This is a genomic window from Shewanella sp. LC6 (assembly GCF_006385735.2).
In the GTDB taxonomy this organism is placed as follows: domain Bacteria; phylum Pseudomonadota; class Gammaproteobacteria; order Enterobacterales; family Shewanellaceae; genus Shewanella; species Shewanella xiamenensis.
In genome coordinates, this window is record NZ_CP043902.1 from 1,954,976 (window position 1) to 1,969,921 (window position 14,946).

The window sequence follows — 14,946 nt, forward strand, 5'->3', positions numbered from 1 at the left end:
TGTTATCAATGCAGATGTTGTGTGGTTGTTAATTTAAAACGCGAATGTTGGTTAAGGGCGAAGGAGGTAGGGCAGTGAAAGGGGAGTTAACGCAACAGTTATTAGACGCTGTTGGCATCATGTTATTGGGAATGGGGCTGGTCTATTTATTTTTAAGTGTATTGATATTAGCTGTGAATCTGGTTGCTAAGTGGTGTCGTGAAGAGCACAAAGCAGTAGAACCGTTGAAGGTCAATGATGCGAGCTCAACTGGAGCTTCAAGCACTTTAGAGCCTAAATTGGTGGCTGCGATCAGCTTAGCCGTCCAGCAGTATCGTTCTCAGGCTCAATAATGGAGCGCCATATGAACCGAGTAAATTCGATAGTGGCGTCTAAGCCATTACAGTTAACCGATGTTGTCTTGAGGGATGCACATCAGTCTATTTTAGCGACGCGTTTACGCATAGATGACATGCTTCCGATTGCACCGCTCTTAGATCAAGTGGGATTTTGGTCGCTAGAGTCTTGGGGCGGAGCGACCTTCGATGCCTGTATCCGTTATTTAGGTGAGGATCCTTGGGATAGGATCCGCGAACTGAAAAAGGTCATGCCCAATACGCCTCAACAAATGTTGCTGCGCGGACAAAACCTTTTGGGTTATCGCCATTATGCCGATGATGTAGTCACACGTTTTGTTGAGCGTGCCCATGCTAATGGTGTCGATGTTTTCCGTATCTTTGATGCAATGAATGATGTGCGTAACCTAGAGATGGCAGTTAAAGTGGTGCGTGATGTCGGTGGGCACGCGCAAGGTACAATTTCTTATACAACCAGCCCTGTTCATACGGTTGATACTTGGGTTGATATGGCAAAGCGTCTTGAGGACATGGGCTGTCACTCACTGTGTATTAAAGATATGGCGGGCTTGCTCAAGCCTATGGAAGCTTTTGAGCTGATTAACCGTCTAAAATCACAAACTCAACTCATGTTATCTCTGCATAGTCACGCGACTACAGGGCTGAGTACTGCGACCTATCAAAAGGCTATTGAGGCGGGAGTCGATGTGCTCGATACCGCCATTTCTTCCATGAGTCAAACCTATGGCCATACCGCAACTGAAACGGTAGTCGCTATGGTGGAAGATACTGAGCGTACAACAGGCTATGATCTTGTATTGCTTGAGGAGATTGCCGCTTATTTTCGTGAGGTTCGCAAAAAATACGCCAAATTCGAAGGTGCGCTAAAGGGGATTGATTCCCGTATTCTACGTGCTCAAGTCCCTGGGGGCATGCTGACAAACATGGAGAGTCAACACAAAGAGCAAGGTGCACTAGATAAGATGGATGCGGTGCTGGAGGAGATCCCTCGGGTGCGTCAAGATTTAGGTTTTCTGCCTTTGGTCACGCCAACCTCGCAGATTGTCGGCTCGCAGGCGGTTATCAACGTACTGATGGGACAAAGATACCAATCGTTGACGAAAGAGACTGAAGGCGTGCTAAGGGGCGAATATGGCGCTACGCCAGCGCCAGTGAATTCAGAGTTGCAGGCAAGAGTACTCAATGGGCAGGTAGCGATCACCTGCCGTCCTGCGGATTTACTCGTACCAGAGTTAGACAAGTTGCGTGCAGAGTTATTATCAAAGGCGCAGGATCAAGGGATTAGTCTCGTCTTAGAGAGTAAGGAAAAGTCTTCGGACGATGATTTACTCATTTATGCGCTCTTTCCACAGATTGGCTTACAGTTTTTGAAGAATCGCCATAATCCGGCGGCATTTGAGCCTAAACCTGAACTTGCGCCAATCTTACCAGCTACGCCGCGTGAGGCCGAAACCTATACCGTCACGGTTGAGGGGCAAACTTATGTGGTTGAGGTTGCCGAGGGCGGTGAAATTAGTCAGATCCAACCTCAAGGACAGGTAGCTTCGCAGCTTAATTATGCCCCTACTTCTCATTTAAACAGTGCTCCATTGGCTCAATCCGCCGAGATTAAGCTGAAGATGAGTGCGCCGCTATCGGGCAATATCTTTAAAGTGCATGTGGGGATTGGCGACAAGGTCTGCGCTGGCGATGTGGTGATCATCCTTGAGGCGATGAAAATGGAGACAGAGATCCGCGCTCAGGGGGATGGTGTTATTACCCATCTCTTTGTGAAAGAAGGCGATTCAGTTGTCGTGGGTTCTCAATTATTGGCCTTAGCCTAGGAGTCTATATGGATGGTTTACTGGCGTTTTGGGCCGAAACGGGCATAGCCCATTTTACCGCAGGGCAGGTCTTAATGATGGCCGTTGGCATGTTGCTGTTATACCTCGCTATCGTGCGTGGATTTGAGCCTTTGTTGCTGTTGCCTATTGGCTTTGGTGCAGTGCTGGCGAATATTCCCAACGCAGGCTTTACCGAAGAGGGAGGAATACTCTACTACGCCTATCATGTGGGGATTGAAACCGGCGTTTTTCCACTGCTGATCTTTATGGGAGTCGGAGCACTAACAGATTTTAGTGCGCTGATCGCCAACCCAAAAACCTTATTACTCGGCGCGGCGGCGCAGTTTGGGATCTTTGCGACCTTAATTGGCGCTATAGCGCTGAATTTGGTGCCAGGCTTTGAATTTACCATGCAGGATGCCGCAGCCATTGCCATTATCGGTGGCGCGGATGGACCAACGGCTATTTTCCTTGCCTCTAAGCTTGCACCTGAGTTACTGGGAGCGATTGCTGTGGCGGCTTATTCCTATATGGCGTTGGTGCCGATTATTCAGCCGCCGATCATGCGTTTACTCACAACCCAAGCGGAACGTGAGATAAAAATGGAGCAGCTACGGGAAGTCAGTAAAAAGGAGCGGATTATTTTTCCGCTGATGGTATTAGGCTTAACCATTCTGTTTTTACCCGCGGCAACGCCACTGGTAGGGATGTTTTGCCTGGGTAACTTAATGCGCGAATCGGGCGTAGTGGATAGGCTTTCAAAAACAGCACAAAACGAGCTTATTAATATCGTGACGATTTTTTTGGGCTTAGCTGTTGGCTCTAAATTATCGGCCGAGCAGTTTTTGCGGGTAGAAACCTTGGGGATCTTAGTTCTTGGTGCCCTTGCTTTTGGTATAGGTACTGCCGCAGGAGTGTTGATGGCAAAACTGATGTGTAAGTTATCCGGCGGTAAGGTTAATCCGCTGATTGGGGCGGCAGGAGTATCGGCTGTGCCTATGGCTGCAAGGGTAGTGAATAAAGTGGGATTAGAGGCCAATCAGCATAACTTTCTATTAATGCATGCTATGGGGCCAAATGTTGCTGGCGTGCTAGGTTCTGCGGTCGCTGCGGGGATACTACTTGCCGTACTCGGCTAATAGAATAAAACGAAAAATATAGTATTAACCCATAGTGTAAGGTTATCGCGCCGGCTAAAGCGAGTACTAGGGCGTGTTGACGTTTCAGGGTTATTTTTGCAGCAATTAGGCTGGCGTTTATGCAAGGCAAAGTCCGTGCAGTGTAGTTATTCTACATAAACGGACGATAACGCAGCAGAAACGTCAGCCAAATGCTGCCCGAAGGGTTCGTCTGGCAAGCCCTTGCTCTTACTTTCTGTCATAAGAGCCGCTCGTCATTTGAGTAAACTACACATCATTCCTCGTTTCGCGAGCACGAGCTTGCCAGAACGAACAAAATTTAATCTCGAAACGTCAACACGCCCTAAATACATTGATGTGTTGGTAGGCCATATTTACACGATCTAAATAGGCTGGAGCCCTAGGCTACAGCGTGCCATGTGCTAAACCATGGCAGGCTTATGCACCGATTCATTAACCTGTCATTTTCAACGGTGAAGCTTAAGAGAAACTTAGCTATTGTCCGGAATAAAATTTATATAATCATGTTGAAAATAGAGGTTTTTTTATTTTATATAAATGATAGGCTAGTAAAAAGTGTGCGCAATAGCACACTTTTTACCGCGTTAATGGAGACGAGATAATGGGCAATGATGATCTTTCAGCGTGTTTAAATGGTGAATATGTCGTTCTAGAGCCTTTGTCGTTATCCCATGTGGCGGCACTTAGCTTAGCGGTCACCGATGGTGAACTGTGGCGTTTATGGTTTACCAGTGTGCCTGAGCCGAGTGAGATGAAAGCTTATGTAATGAAAGCCTTAGCTGAAAAATCCCGTGGGGAAAGTTTTCCCTTTGCGGTGCGAGACAAAGTTTCTGGTGAGATTGTGGGTTGTACGCGCATTTGCCATTGGGAGAGTGAGCATCGCCATTTAGAGATTGGTTACACTTGGTATGCTAAGCGCGCCCAGCGCACAGGTATTAATACCGAGGCTAAATTGCTACTACTCACCTTTGCCTTCGAAACCCTTGAGGCCATTGCGGTGGAGTTTAGAACCCATTGGCACAATCAAGCTTCGCGCCAAGCCATCGCTCGTTTAGGAGCCAAGCAAGATGGGGTTTTACGGAATAATAAAATTCTTAAGGATGGCACCATTCGGGACACAGTGGTTTATTCCATTATTGATTCTGAGTGGGCGACGGTGAAACATCATTTAATCTTTCGCTTACAACAGCGACTGGTAGTGTAAGGAATGATGGATGCGTATCGCGCATATCTAATATGAGTAGATATAGCTTGATAAGACGTCAATATGGATATGGACTTAAGGTTGGTTAAGCCGATGGCAAATAGAATCATTCAAGCTAATGAGTCCCACAGTCATGATATAGCTCCTTTATTTAATGAGTATCGGCAGTTTTATGGCTGTAAGGATGATGTAGAGGCAGGTGAGCTGTTTATCCGAACTCGTTTGCATGAAGGGTCATCGGTGATTTTTTTTGCGCGCTCACCTCAAGGTTTAGGCTTGGGTTTTGTGCAGTTATATCCCAGTTTTTCATCCCTTAATTTAGCGCCGATTTTTATTCTGAATGATGTATTTGTCACGCAGCATGCGCGATGTGTCGGGCTAGGTCGGGCGCTGGTACAACGGGCAGCAGACTATGCTCGTAGCCAAGGAGCGCGTTATTTAGTGCTCGAAACCCAAAAAGAGAATTTACGTGCTCAAGGGCTTTATGAAGCACTTGGGTTTGTGCGCGATCAACAATTTGTAACCTATGAACTTGAGCTAAATCCTTAGCTTAAGTCGCTTACTCTTAATTACTAATAAAAAGGACAATATCAATGTTAAAAGCTTTTGCTATTGCAGGTCTTATGCTGACGATGAGCCACAGCGTGTTTGCGGATGAAGCCCAACAGGCTCTGGCTAAAGAAGCCATAGAATGTGCAGCCTATTATCAAATTAGCTCTGAAGCGATTGGCGCCATGAATGCTCCACAAATGCAAGCGGTGGGTGAACGCTTAAAAGCGTCTAAAGTTGAAGCCGAAAATCTGGCGAAGAAATACCAGTCAGAAGCCGAGGTGACCCAAGCCGTTGCCGATGCCAAAGCTCGTCAAATACAAAGCCTGGGTGGCTCTAGTAATCTCGGGGTATTGATGGGGAAATATAAAGAAGAGTGTAAAAACTTACTGGCTGATCCTCAAAAGCGTCTCGATTACTGGACAATGGCAACCATGTAACGTGGTTACTATGACTGACGTAAAAACCACCTTCGGGTGGTTTTTAGCATGCATTGCGATAAGGAGCGAAGAGGTCGAGCATCCACTCGATAAATGCTTGCACTTTTAACGGCAAGCTTGGGGATTTAGGTGTGAGTAGGTAATAAACGTATGGGCTGGTAAACGGTGCATGAAAGGGGATGACTAAACTGCCATTAGCTAATTGTTCTTCAATAAAAAAGCGTGGGATCAGCGCCGCGCCCATGCCACTGGCAGCTGCCTGACTCAACATGTAAAAATGCTCCACGCCAAAGGTTTGTTCTTGCGTGAGTGTTAAGCCTACCTTTTCAGCCCAATAATCCCAAAGTTCTGGGCGAGTGGTGTGTTTGAGTAAGGTGACATGATTAATATCCTCAATACATTTCAGTTTTGGGGCCAATGACGGCGCGCAAACTAAGCACAGATCTTCATCCATGAGTTTGATGTAATTCACTCCCTTAGGCAGCTTGGTACTACTGCGGATCGCGATGTCGTAGCGCCCTTGGCTGAAGTCAACGGCAAAGTCACCTATCGAGAGATCCACATATAGATGTGGATAACGCGACTTAAATTGCTCCATACGAGGGATTAACCAGTTGATGGTTAAACTTGGTAATACATTGATGGCTAAGGTTTGTGGCCGAGAACCTTGGCTACGCAAATCGGCGGTGGCGCTCGATAGGGTTTGCAGCGCCGCTTGTACATGGGGGAAGTAACGCTTGGCTTCGTCTGTGAGTTCGACTTTTTTATGTAGCCTAACAAAGAGGGCGAAACCTAAAAAATCTTCTAATACCCTGATTTGTTTACTGATTGCGCCATGGGTGACGTGCAGTTCTTTGCTCGCCAGCGTCATACTCTGTAAGCGGGCAGCAGACTCGAATGCCCGTAATGCATTGAGCGGTGGCAAGCTAGTAAACATATTCATATCCAAATCAAGGTGTTTAACAAACGGTTTAGTGTGAGCTTTACTCACGCTAGCGCGACAATAACTCCTTTGCATTTATAAGGCAAACGCAGTCTAATGCGAAGCCTTAGCTCCTATAACTCAATTATAAAAATCATGGAATTTGAATTAACTCTACAAGTTGCAGCATTACTGTTTGGCGTGGCGATGGTGGCGGGCTTTATCGACTCTATTGCTGGAGGTGGGGGATTACTGACCATTCCTGCGTTAATGTGGGCTGGGTTACCGCCAGCGGTCGCCCTTGGCACTAACAAGTTACAGGCATGCGGTGGCAGCTTTTTTGCGAGCTTGTACTTTGTTCGTAAGGGATTGGTTGATCTCAAAACTGTCAAACTCGCGCTGTTTTGTGCCTTTATCGGCGCGGCGTTAGGTACAGTGTTGGTGCAGTTAGTGGATACCAAAATTCTTGAATTAGTATTGCCGTTTTTAATCCTCGCCATTGGTTGTTACTTCTTGTTCTCGAAAAAGATTTCGGAAGATGATCGCCACCAAGTCTTAACCCCTACCGCCTTTGCTTTTACTGCCGCGTTAGGTGTGGGCTTGTATGATGGCTTTTTTGGTCCAGGAACTGGCAGCTTTTTTGCGTTGGCGTTTGTTACCCTCGCGGGTTTTGGCCTCGCCAAAGCGACGGCTCACGCAAAGGTGTTGAATTTTTCGACCAATATTGCCTCGCTGATTTTTTTCGCCCTTGGCGGAAAAGTCATTTGGTTACTCGGCTTAGTGATGTTAGCGGGCCAAGCCATTGGGGCAACCTTGGGATCACGTTTAGTGGTCACTAAGGGCACAAAGATCATTAAGCCCTTAGTCGTGACCATGTCGCTGGCCATGAGTGTGAAATTGCTCGCCAGCCAATACCAACTGTTTTGATGATGATTTTGGTACGGATCAACTTTCTTCAAGCTGAGCACTGACCTTATTTGCGCTAATAGTGATCTGTTAGCGCAGTCTTCGACCTCTTTGCTGTAAATCTCTCCACTCCCATTGTATTGACTATACTCAGCGGCATTTTTTAGGATAACCTAGCATTTTTTAAAGTGTTTTTAGGGTTTATTGGCGAGTCATTGGGCGAGGTTATCCGACAAGCAGCTTCGACAAATAACTTAACGACAAGCATCCCGCGCCATAGCGTTGGCTTAGCATCCATTAAGGTTTAGCAATAATGCGATTTATTCACACCTCAGACTGGCATATTGGCCGTCAGTTACATAATCAATCATTACTGGATGATCAGGCCTATGTACTTGATCAAATTGTTGCATTGGCGCAGCAGCACAGTGTTGATGCGGTGATTATTGCGGGGGATATTTACGATAGATCGATTCCACCCGCCAGTGCCGTCGCTTTGCTTAATGATGTGCTTAATCGCCTTATTAACCAATTGGGTATACAAGTGCTGATGATTGCTGGCAATCACGATGGCCATGAGCGTTTGGGATTTGCTGCTAAACAAATGGCTGCCAGTGGTTTACATATTATTGGGCCGCTACAGGCCGAATTAGTGCCTACTCGTTTAACCAGTGCCAGTGGCGACGCTTACTTTTATCCGCTGCCTTACGCTGAACCTGCTACCGTGCGCCAAGTTTTTGATACCGATGCCAAAGGCCTTAGCGTATCGAGCCATGAAGAGGCGATGGCGTTATTGCTAGAACAGGTCCGCTCCCATGATAGCCAAGGTTTACCTAAAGTGGTGGTGAGCCATTGCTTTTTGGATGGTGGCAGCGAGTCTGAATCCGAACGGCCATTAAGTATCGGCGGCGCGGATAAAATTTCCCCACGGCTGTTTAGTGACTTTGACTATGTCGCCCTAGGGCATTTACATGGTCCGCAATACAAAGGCTGCGAACAGGTGCGCTACTCAGGCTCAATCCTAAAATATTCCTTTAGTGAGCAACACCAGCATAAGTCTGTCACCTTAGTGGATATCGCTGCGCAATCTCCCGCTCAAATCCAACTCTTGCCCTTAACTGCGCTGCGTGATGTGCGGATAATTGAAGGTGAATTGGCACATTTATTAGCAGTAGGGAAAACCGATGCCAAGCGTGAGGATTATTTAATGGTGCGTCTGCTCGATAAACACGCCATTTTAGATGCCATGGGCAAACTGCGCAGTGTTTATCCCAATGTGCTGCATTTAGAACGCACCGGATTGATGGCGGGCGATCAGGCGGTGGTGCTCAATCGAGATCATATAAAAAAAGGTGAAATGGCCATGTTCCGTGACTTTTTTGCCCAAGTCTCGGGGGATGAATTAACGCCGGCGCAGCAGGCGGTGATGGAGGATATCCTAACCCAGCTTCATCGAGACGAACTTGAACGCAGCGAAACACATCGTGACGTAAAAGAGGAGCAGGCAGAATGAAGCCTCTACAACTTTCCATGTCGGCTTTTGGCCCGTTTGCTTCGACTCAGACCATTGATTTTACTGAACTTGGTGATAATCCGTTATTTTTGATCAACGGGCCAACTGGCGCGGGTAAAACGACTCTGCTCGATGGTATCTGCTTTGCGTTGTATGGAAAAACCACCGGCAATGAGCGTGAAGGCAGCCAAATGCGCTGCGATATGGCCGATGATAATCTGCTTACTGAGGTGACCTTTAGTTTTAAATTGGGTAACACTGCTTATCGTATTCGCCGAGTGCCCGAACAGGACAGACTCAAAAAGAATGGCGAGGGTTCGACAGTCCAAAAGAGCGAGGCGCAGCTGTTTAAGATCGCTCCCGATGGTACTGAAACCCTATTAGTCGCCAGTAAAGTCTCAGATGCAACGGCTGAAATTGAAGCGTTAACGGGCTTAGACGTAGAACAATTTCGTCAGGTTATGGTGCTGCCACAGGGGAAGTTTCGTGAATTACTCATGGCTGACTCCAAGGCGCGTGAGCAAATTTTTAGTCAATTATTTCAAACCCATATCTATAAACGTATTGAAGATATCTTAAAGGCGAAGGCGGCCGATATCCGCAGCTTGGTTAAAGAGCAGCGTGCGCGTCGCGATGGCATTCTACAAACCGCGGAGCTAGCGAGTGACGACGAGCTTGCCGCTGAATTTAGTCGAATAGAACCCGAATTGGCGGCCGCTATCGGCGCGAAAGAACGTAGCACGGCGGCGCATCTACAGGCGTTAAAACAGCATGACAGTGCGCAGCAACGGTTTGCTGAATTTACTCGTTTAAGTGAATTAGAATCCCAAGCCACTTTGCTTCATGAACAGCAAGCTCATATTGCAGCGCAAACGGCTCGCCTGAATGTGGCAAAGCAAGCGCAGCGTCTTAAGCCCTTATTGGATAATGCGTTATCGAGGGAGCAGGAAGCGACAATTGCTAATGATCAGCGCAGCCATGCCCAAATGGTACTTGAAGCGGCAAAGCTTGCGCTTGCCAAAGCTGAGATCGAAGCGCAGGAACTTATTCCCCTTGAACAACAGCTGCGCGATTTTGATCAACAACATAATCAACTCAGCACGTTAGTACCGCAGTTGGCAGAATTTTCTAGCCTTGAACAAGCTTTATCGCAGGCAAAAGAGATACTGCAACAAACCAAAGAGCAGGGGCAAGAGACTAAGACGGCGCTTGTAAGCTTAGTTGATCAGCGCAGCACCTATGAAAATCAATTGCCAGCATTACAACAGCAAAGTGAGCGTCAACTCGCGACCGCACAAGCCTTGCAGCAACAGCGCCACTTACTTGAGTTGTTCAAACAATGGCAACAAATCTGCGCCAAAGTTGCACAAACCGAAGAGGCGCTTATACAAGCAGGATTACAAGGAAAGATGCTGAACGCGCAGCATCAGGCAGCGCTAAGTGACTATAAGTCTTTACAGCTCAACTGGTTTCAAGGTCAAGCAGCCATTTTAGCGAGGGAACTCAAACTCGATGAACCCTGCCCAGTTTGCGGCAGTATCGAGCATCCTCATCCTGCAACCAGTCATGATCATTTACCAACGGACGCACAGCTGCAAGCTGCGCAGGATGCCGAGGTGAATGCACTCGAACAGCTCAGCAAAGCGAGGGCAGAGTATCGGGGGCTACAAAAACAGTTAGAAGCACAGCAGTCGCAGGCAAATGAACTGGCCTCCTCGCTGGGGGATACGGTTGAGTTACCACTTGAATCGCATGTCCACCGGCTTGAGGAATTAACACGCCAAGCAAAACAAGCTGAAGTCGCCACCCAAGCATTGCAGCAGTTACAGCAGCAAATCAAAGCGTTGCAGCAGCAAGAGTTAGTATTGATGCAACAATTAGAGCTTGAGCGTGAGCGGTATCATCAACAAGAAGGTGAAGTGGCGCGTCTATCCGGTCAATTAGCGGAAAAGGCGCTTCGGATCCCTGACGAATACCGCTCGCTTACTGCGTTAAATCAAGCGATTAATAATAATCAACGGCAGCTTGAGAACACTCGTGAACAGATTCATGCTCTTAGAAACTCACTAAAGCAGGCATCTGAGCATTGTGTAGCTGCGCAAACGGCGCTAGACGCGGCGATACAACGCTGCCATAGCGCAGATGAGCAGCAGGCTTTGGCCGATGGTGACCTTAACTCACAACTGCATTTAGCGGGTTGTACTGATAGGGACGCATTAAGGGCGGCATTATTAGCCGATGAACAAATTCAAGCGTTGGGCGAGCGTATTGAAACCTATCATCGACAGTGCGCCTTAAATCAATCACAGCTTGATCAGCTAAGAACTGAGCTTAGTGATGTCAGCGTGCCCGACCTTGATGCCCTAGAAGCCATGCTTGCAGAAAAGCACCAACAACTTAATCTCGCTGAAGCTACATGGAGCCAACTTAATACGCGGTTCTCTTTGCTTAAACAAACTCAAACACAGCTCAGTATTGTCGATCAAAAAGCGAAAGCCCTTGAGGATGAATACGCCATTATTGGCACCTTGGCCGATGTGGCCAATGGCAATACCGGCAACAAGATTTCTCTGCAACGTTTTGTATTAAGCGTATTACTCGATGATGTTTTACTCGCAGCAACTCAGAGATTACACCTGATGAGTAAAGGCCGTTATCGATTACTGCGTAAAGAAGACAGAGCGAAGGGAAATAAGGCATCAGGGCTTGAGCTTGAAGTCGAAGACGCTTACACCGCAAAAGTGCGTCCCGTGGCGACCTTAAGTGGTGGGGAGAGTTTTATGGCAGCTTTATCTATGGCGCTGGGTTTATCTGACGTGGTGCAAGCCTACGCCGGTGGGATAAAACTTGATACGTTATTTATCGACGAAGGTTTTGGCAGCCTAGATCAGGACTCCCTTGAACTTGCCATCCGTACCTTAATGGATTTGCAATCGGCGGGTAGGATGATCGGCGTGATATCCCATGTTTCTGAGATGAAAGAGCAGATAAATACCCGAATAGATCTCTTGAAAACCTCCCATGGGAGCGAAATCAAGGTGATTTTGCCTTAGTGTCAGTTAAAGGGATTGGTTTTTTGTTTAACTCATTGTTTTTTATTGTGATGGAAGACGTTGTTTTGTGCTATTTAACATCTGGATACAGAACGCACAATCGATTTAAAGTGCCAACTGACGCATGTTTTTGGGAAATAGTGCTGTTAAAGTGCAAAATAGCGTTTGTCATAATCGGTTTTTTGGGATAAGTTGGGAAAATTCGGGCTTCCCTAGGCGGGACTGGTTCAAAAATATAACGCAAAAACGATAACAAAAGGTGAAAGCGTTGCAGACAGGCAAACCCAATTTGGCTAATTTTCCGCAAATTCGTTTGCAGAATTTATCTTCAGCCCATAAAAATATTCTCCTCGTAGGTGGTTTATTGATCGGTGCGGCGATGTTAATGCCGAATGCTAATCATGTCGTACCCACAGCACAACGAATTCCCGTAGCTCTCGACATTGAAACTGTTTTACCGCAAGTTTCTGAGCCTGTTGATTCTACCACTGTTATTGACAATACCCCTGATTTTGAGCGTGTTATTGCCTCCGGTGATACTCTAAGCGCTTTATTCTCTAAGGCGGGTGTTGACCAGCTAACGATGTATAAAGTACTTGAGGCCGATTTAAATATTTTGGCACTCGATACCTTACTGCCTGGGAACCGGATTCAGTTTTGGCTCGATAATGATGGCCAACTGCAAAAGTTGGAGCTTTATTTTAACGCCGCACGCCAAGTCGTATTTACTCGTTATGAAGATGGTAGCTTCAACGTTGAAGAAATTAACGTTGAAGGCGTTTGGCAAAACCGCATTATTACTGGTGATATTAAAGGCTCATTTTACGTATCGGCTCAAAAAATGGGCTTAGCGGCAGCTGATATTCAGCGGATTGAAGATTTACTCAAAGAAAAAGTGAATTTTGCACGGGATTTACATGCAGGAGATAAATTTTCTGTTTTGGTAAATGATCAATATGTTGAAGGTGAAGCAACTGGTAGCAGCCAAATATTAGGCGTTAGTATTAAAACTGGGCGTTCAGAAATCAGTGCCTTTCAGCATACTGATGGCAGTTATTATGATGCAAAAGGGCGCAGTTTAGTGCGTGCTTTCCAGCGTATTCCATTGGCTAAACAGCCTCGCATGAGTTCACGTTTTAACCCTGCTCGTAAACATCCGATCACTGGCCGTATTTCCCCCCATAATGGTACTGATTTTTCTGTCCCTATTGGTACTAAGGTTATAGCGCCAGGTGATGGCGTGGTGAGTTTAGTAACGGATCACCAATTTGCAGGTAAATATATTGTGATTGAACATGGTGGTAAATATAGCACCCGTTATTTACACCTTTCAAAGGCATTAGTGCGTAAAGGCCAGAGAGTCACACGTGGCCAAGTGATTGCTTTATCTGGTAATACTGGGCGTTCAACTGGTCCGCATTTACATTATGAATTCCATGTAAACGGTAAACCCGTCGATCCAATGAAAGCCGATATTCCTATGGCAAGCCAATTAGCAAACCAAGAATTGCGTAGCTTTACGAATATGGTCAATAGTCGTCAGTCGTTGATGAATTTAGGTTAATTCCTTTTCGTTTGTCCCGTTCTGAGTATAAAAACGCCGATGAATACTGATTCATCGGCGTTTTTATTTCTATTGAATGTGCCTCAGCAACTAAATGATTTGAGTGGTGTATTTGTCAGGCTTTTTGTTGGGTTTGTTGTTTGGCTGCATATGCTTGGATAAGACGGCTTGCTTAAATTTGATTAAATTTCGCCCTTGTTATCGGTATTTAAAATAATAAATCGAGCCACTTTAGGCTTTAGTGAGCGTACAGGTATTGATTGAATGAGGTGTGAATAGCGAAGATAGCTAGCAGAAAATATCTAACCACTCTTACTTTGAGATATCTTCAAATTTATTTAATCAAGATCGATAAACAATATTAACTTGCCTGGCGTTTCTGCATCGCTTTTAACGCACATTTACATAGACGCCCCTTTAATGCAGGACATCCTCCACAGGGAGACTTTTTATAAGGACGAAGTGCAAAGCTTCGCTCTGTCGGTAAGGGGGAAATGCGTTTGATGGCTGCAAAGGATAAAAATTGTGCATCATTTGCGGCATTAAAATGCGCTTTGGCTAATTTTAATTGCTGCTTACGGGCTGCTTTATCAAGATCTTGAATGTGTTGTTTGGCAATATACTCAGCCAATAATTGATTTAAGTGCTTGCGTTGTGCTTTTTTACTTTTGCCCGCAGTCGTCTGTTTTATTGGTTCCGCTGAGAAAGATGATTTTGCAGCATAGTTAACTGATGCCGCATAGGACAATGTTGCCTGTTGCTTTTGCAGTTTCTTGGCTTGTTTCTTACACCATTTTTCTAGCTTTCTACCAATATTTTGCGTTTTCATACAGCCTAAGTACGTGACAGATAATACATGATTATTCTAAATGAAAACTATTATCAGTCAACTCTTGGGTCAATAAAAATAAGTACTTAAACTGAGTCTATTGAGTGCGCGATATAAGGGGATTGATTGGCATCAATACAGGTCAGCAGTAAGCGCAGATCAAATTCAAATTGGTGGTAATCTGGTTCCATATAAGTACACAGATTATAAAAAGCTTTATTATGGTCTTTCTCTTTTAGGTGGGCGAGTTCGTGCACCACGACCATTCGTAACAAAGGTTCAGGTACTCGTTTTAAGCGAGAAGAGATACGAATTTCATTCTTCGCTTTGATTTTGTTACCTTGCACTCTAGAGACGTAGGAATGTAAGCCAAGTGCATGATGACTCATACTAATTTTGTCATCAAAGATCACTTTCGATAGGGGAGAGGATTGGCGTAAAAACTGATTTTTTATCCCTTGGGTATAGTCGTAGAGCGCTTTATCGCTGCGGATCTGATGAATGTGCGGATGACGGCGAAGCAATACTTCCCCAAGCTTGCCACTTTGTAAAAGCTGTTCAACTTGGCGTTGGATATCTAGGCTATAACCACTGACATATTTTAGGTTTTGCATGATTCTTGCGATA

General features: G+C 45.9%; 13 protein-coding genes. 10 read left to right on the forward strand and 3 right to left on the reverse strand.

Annotation, left to right across the window (positions count from 1 at the left end; genetic code table 11):
* Nucleotides 1-44 precede the first annotated feature (44 nt).
* From FJD32_RS08805 to FJD32_RS08830, 6 genes are all read left to right on the forward strand, one after another.
* Nucleotides 45-332 (forward strand): OadG family transporter subunit, encoded by a 288-nt coding sequence (locus FJD32_RS08805; RefSeq protein ID WP_140907869.1) that lies wholly within the window; start codon nucleotides 45-47, stop codon nucleotides 330-332.
* A gap of 11 nt (nucleotides 333-343) precedes the next feature.
* The gene (gene oadA / locus FJD32_RS08810; protein ID WP_140907870.1) at nucleotides 344-2,179 is read left to right on the forward strand and encodes a sodium-extruding oxaloacetate decarboxylase subunit alpha; all 1,836 of its coding nucleotides are present in this window, start codon (nucleotides 344-346) and stop codon (nucleotides 2,177-2,179) included.
* Nucleotides 2,180-2,187: 8 nt separating this feature from the next.
* Nucleotides 2,188-3,318 carry a sodium ion-translocating decarboxylase subunit beta gene (locus FJD32_RS08815; protein WP_069455194.1) on the forward strand — a complete coding sequence of 377 codons (1,131 nt, stop codon included), beginning with the start codon at nucleotides 2,188-2,190 and terminating at the stop codon, nucleotides 3,316-3,318.
* A 622-nt stretch (nucleotides 3,319-3,940) separates the two neighbouring features.
* Nucleotides 3,941-4,543, forward strand: coding sequence for a GNAT family protein (locus FJD32_RS08820; protein ID WP_037419555.1), 603 nt, complete (start codon nucleotides 3,941-3,943; stop codon nucleotides 4,541-4,543).
* A gap of 93 nt (nucleotides 4,544-4,636) precedes the next feature.
* A complete protein-coding gene (locus FJD32_RS08825) occupies nucleotides 4,637-5,092 on the forward strand; it encodes a GNAT family N-acetyltransferase (protein WP_037419745.1) in 456 nt (151 codons plus the stop codon).
* A gap of 44 nt (nucleotides 5,093-5,136) precedes the next feature.
* A complete protein-coding gene (locus tag FJD32_RS08830) occupies nucleotides 5,137-5,532 on the forward strand; it encodes a hypothetical protein (protein WP_037419558.1) in 396 nt (131 codons plus the stop codon).
* A 43-nt stretch (nucleotides 5,533-5,575) separates the two neighbouring features.
* Here FJD32_RS08830 and FJD32_RS08835 read toward each other — a convergent pair whose 3' ends face one another.
* Nucleotides 5,576-6,469 (reverse strand): LysR family transcriptional regulator, encoded by an 894-nt coding sequence (locus FJD32_RS08835; protein ID WP_037430889.1) that lies wholly within the window; start codon nucleotides 6,467-6,469, stop codon nucleotides 5,576-5,578.
* A 141-nt stretch (nucleotides 6,470-6,610) separates the two neighbouring features.
* Between FJD32_RS08835 and FJD32_RS08840 the strand changes: the two genes are divergently transcribed.
* From FJD32_RS08840 to FJD32_RS08855, 4 genes are all read left to right on the forward strand, one after another.
* The gene (locus tag FJD32_RS08840) at nucleotides 6,611-7,381 is read left to right on the forward strand and encodes a TSUP family transporter (RefSeq protein WP_069455460.1); all 771 of its coding nucleotides are present in this window, start codon (nucleotides 6,611-6,613) and stop codon (nucleotides 7,379-7,381) included.
* Nucleotides 7,382-7,673: 292 nt separating this feature from the next.
* Nucleotides 7,674-8,873 carry an exonuclease SbcCD subunit D gene (locus FJD32_RS08845; protein WP_140907871.1) on the forward strand — a complete coding sequence of 400 codons (1,200 nt, stop codon included), beginning with the start codon at nucleotides 7,674-7,676 and terminating at the stop codon, nucleotides 8,871-8,873.
* Nucleotides 8,870-11,926 carry an SMC family ATPase gene (locus tag FJD32_RS08850; protein ID WP_140907872.1) on the forward strand — a complete coding sequence of 1,019 codons (3,057 nt, stop codon included), beginning with the start codon at nucleotides 8,870-8,872 and terminating at the stop codon, nucleotides 11,924-11,926. The genes FJD32_RS08845 and FJD32_RS08850 overlap by 4 nt, the downstream gene beginning before the upstream one ends.
* Before the next feature lie 268 nt (nucleotides 11,927-12,194).
* Nucleotides 12,195-13,490 (forward strand): peptidoglycan DD-metalloendopeptidase family protein, encoded by a 1,296-nt coding sequence (locus FJD32_RS08855; RefSeq protein WP_037419574.1) that lies wholly within the window; start codon nucleotides 12,195-12,197, stop codon nucleotides 13,488-13,490.
* Nucleotides 13,491-13,851: 361 nt separating this feature from the next.
* Here the strand turns inward: FJD32_RS08855 and FJD32_RS08860 are convergent, their stop codons facing one another.
* Both FJD32_RS08860 and FJD32_RS08865 read right to left on the reverse strand, forming a co-directional pair.
* Nucleotides 13,852-14,319 (reverse strand): hypothetical protein, encoded by a 468-nt coding sequence (locus FJD32_RS08860; protein WP_140907873.1) that lies wholly within the window; start codon nucleotides 14,317-14,319, stop codon nucleotides 13,852-13,854.
* Between the two features lie 86 nt (nucleotides 14,320-14,405).
* On the reverse strand, nucleotides 14,406-14,933 hold the full coding sequence (locus tag FJD32_RS08865) for a M48 family metallopeptidase (RefSeq protein WP_037419579.1): 528 nt from the start codon (nucleotides 14,931-14,933) through the stop codon (nucleotides 14,406-14,408).
* Between the last annotated feature and the right edge of the window lie 13 nt (nucleotides 14,934-14,946).

Excerpts from the sequence above, each read along its gene's own strand:
- FJD32_RS08805 (WP_140907869.1), top strand. The coding sequence starts at position 45 with ATGTTGGTTAAGGGCGAAGGAGGTAGGGCAGTGAAAGGGGAGTTAACG.
- oadA (WP_140907870.1), top strand. The coding sequence starts at position 344 with ATGAACCGAGTAAATTCGATAGTGGCGTCTAAGCCATTACAGTTAACC.
- FJD32_RS08815 (WP_069455194.1), top strand. The coding sequence starts at position 2,188 with ATGGATGGTTTACTGGCGTTTTGGGCCGAAACGGGCATAGCCCATTTT.
- FJD32_RS08820 (WP_037419555.1), top strand. The coding sequence starts at position 3,941 with ATGGGCAATGATGATCTTTCAGCGTGTTTAAATGGTGAATATGTCGTT.
- FJD32_RS08825 (WP_037419745.1), top strand. The coding sequence starts at position 4,637 with ATGGCAAATAGAATCATTCAAGCTAATGAGTCCCACAGTCATGATATA.
- FJD32_RS08830 (WP_037419558.1), top strand. The coding sequence starts at position 5,137 with ATGTTAAAAGCTTTTGCTATTGCAGGTCTTATGCTGACGATGAGCCAC.
- FJD32_RS08835 (WP_037430889.1), bottom strand. The coding sequence starts at position 6,469 with ATGTTTACTAGCTTGCCACCGCTCAATGCATTACGGGCATTCGAGTCT.
- FJD32_RS08840 (WP_069455460.1), top strand. The coding sequence starts at position 6,611 with ATGGAATTTGAATTAACTCTACAAGTTGCAGCATTACTGTTTGGCGTG.
- FJD32_RS08845 (WP_140907871.1), top strand. The coding sequence starts at position 7,674 with ATGCGATTTATTCACACCTCAGACTGGCATATTGGCCGTCAGTTACAT.
- FJD32_RS08850 (WP_140907872.1), top strand. The coding sequence starts at position 8,870 with ATGAAGCCTCTACAACTTTCCATGTCGGCTTTTGGCCCGTTTGCTTCG.
- FJD32_RS08860 (WP_140907873.1), bottom strand. The coding sequence starts at position 14,319 with ATGAAAACGCAAAATATTGGTAGAAAGCTAGAAAAATGGTGTAAGAAA.
- FJD32_RS08865 (WP_037419579.1), bottom strand. The coding sequence starts at position 14,933 with ATGCAAAACCTAAAATATGTCAGTGGTTATAGCCTAGATATCCAACGC.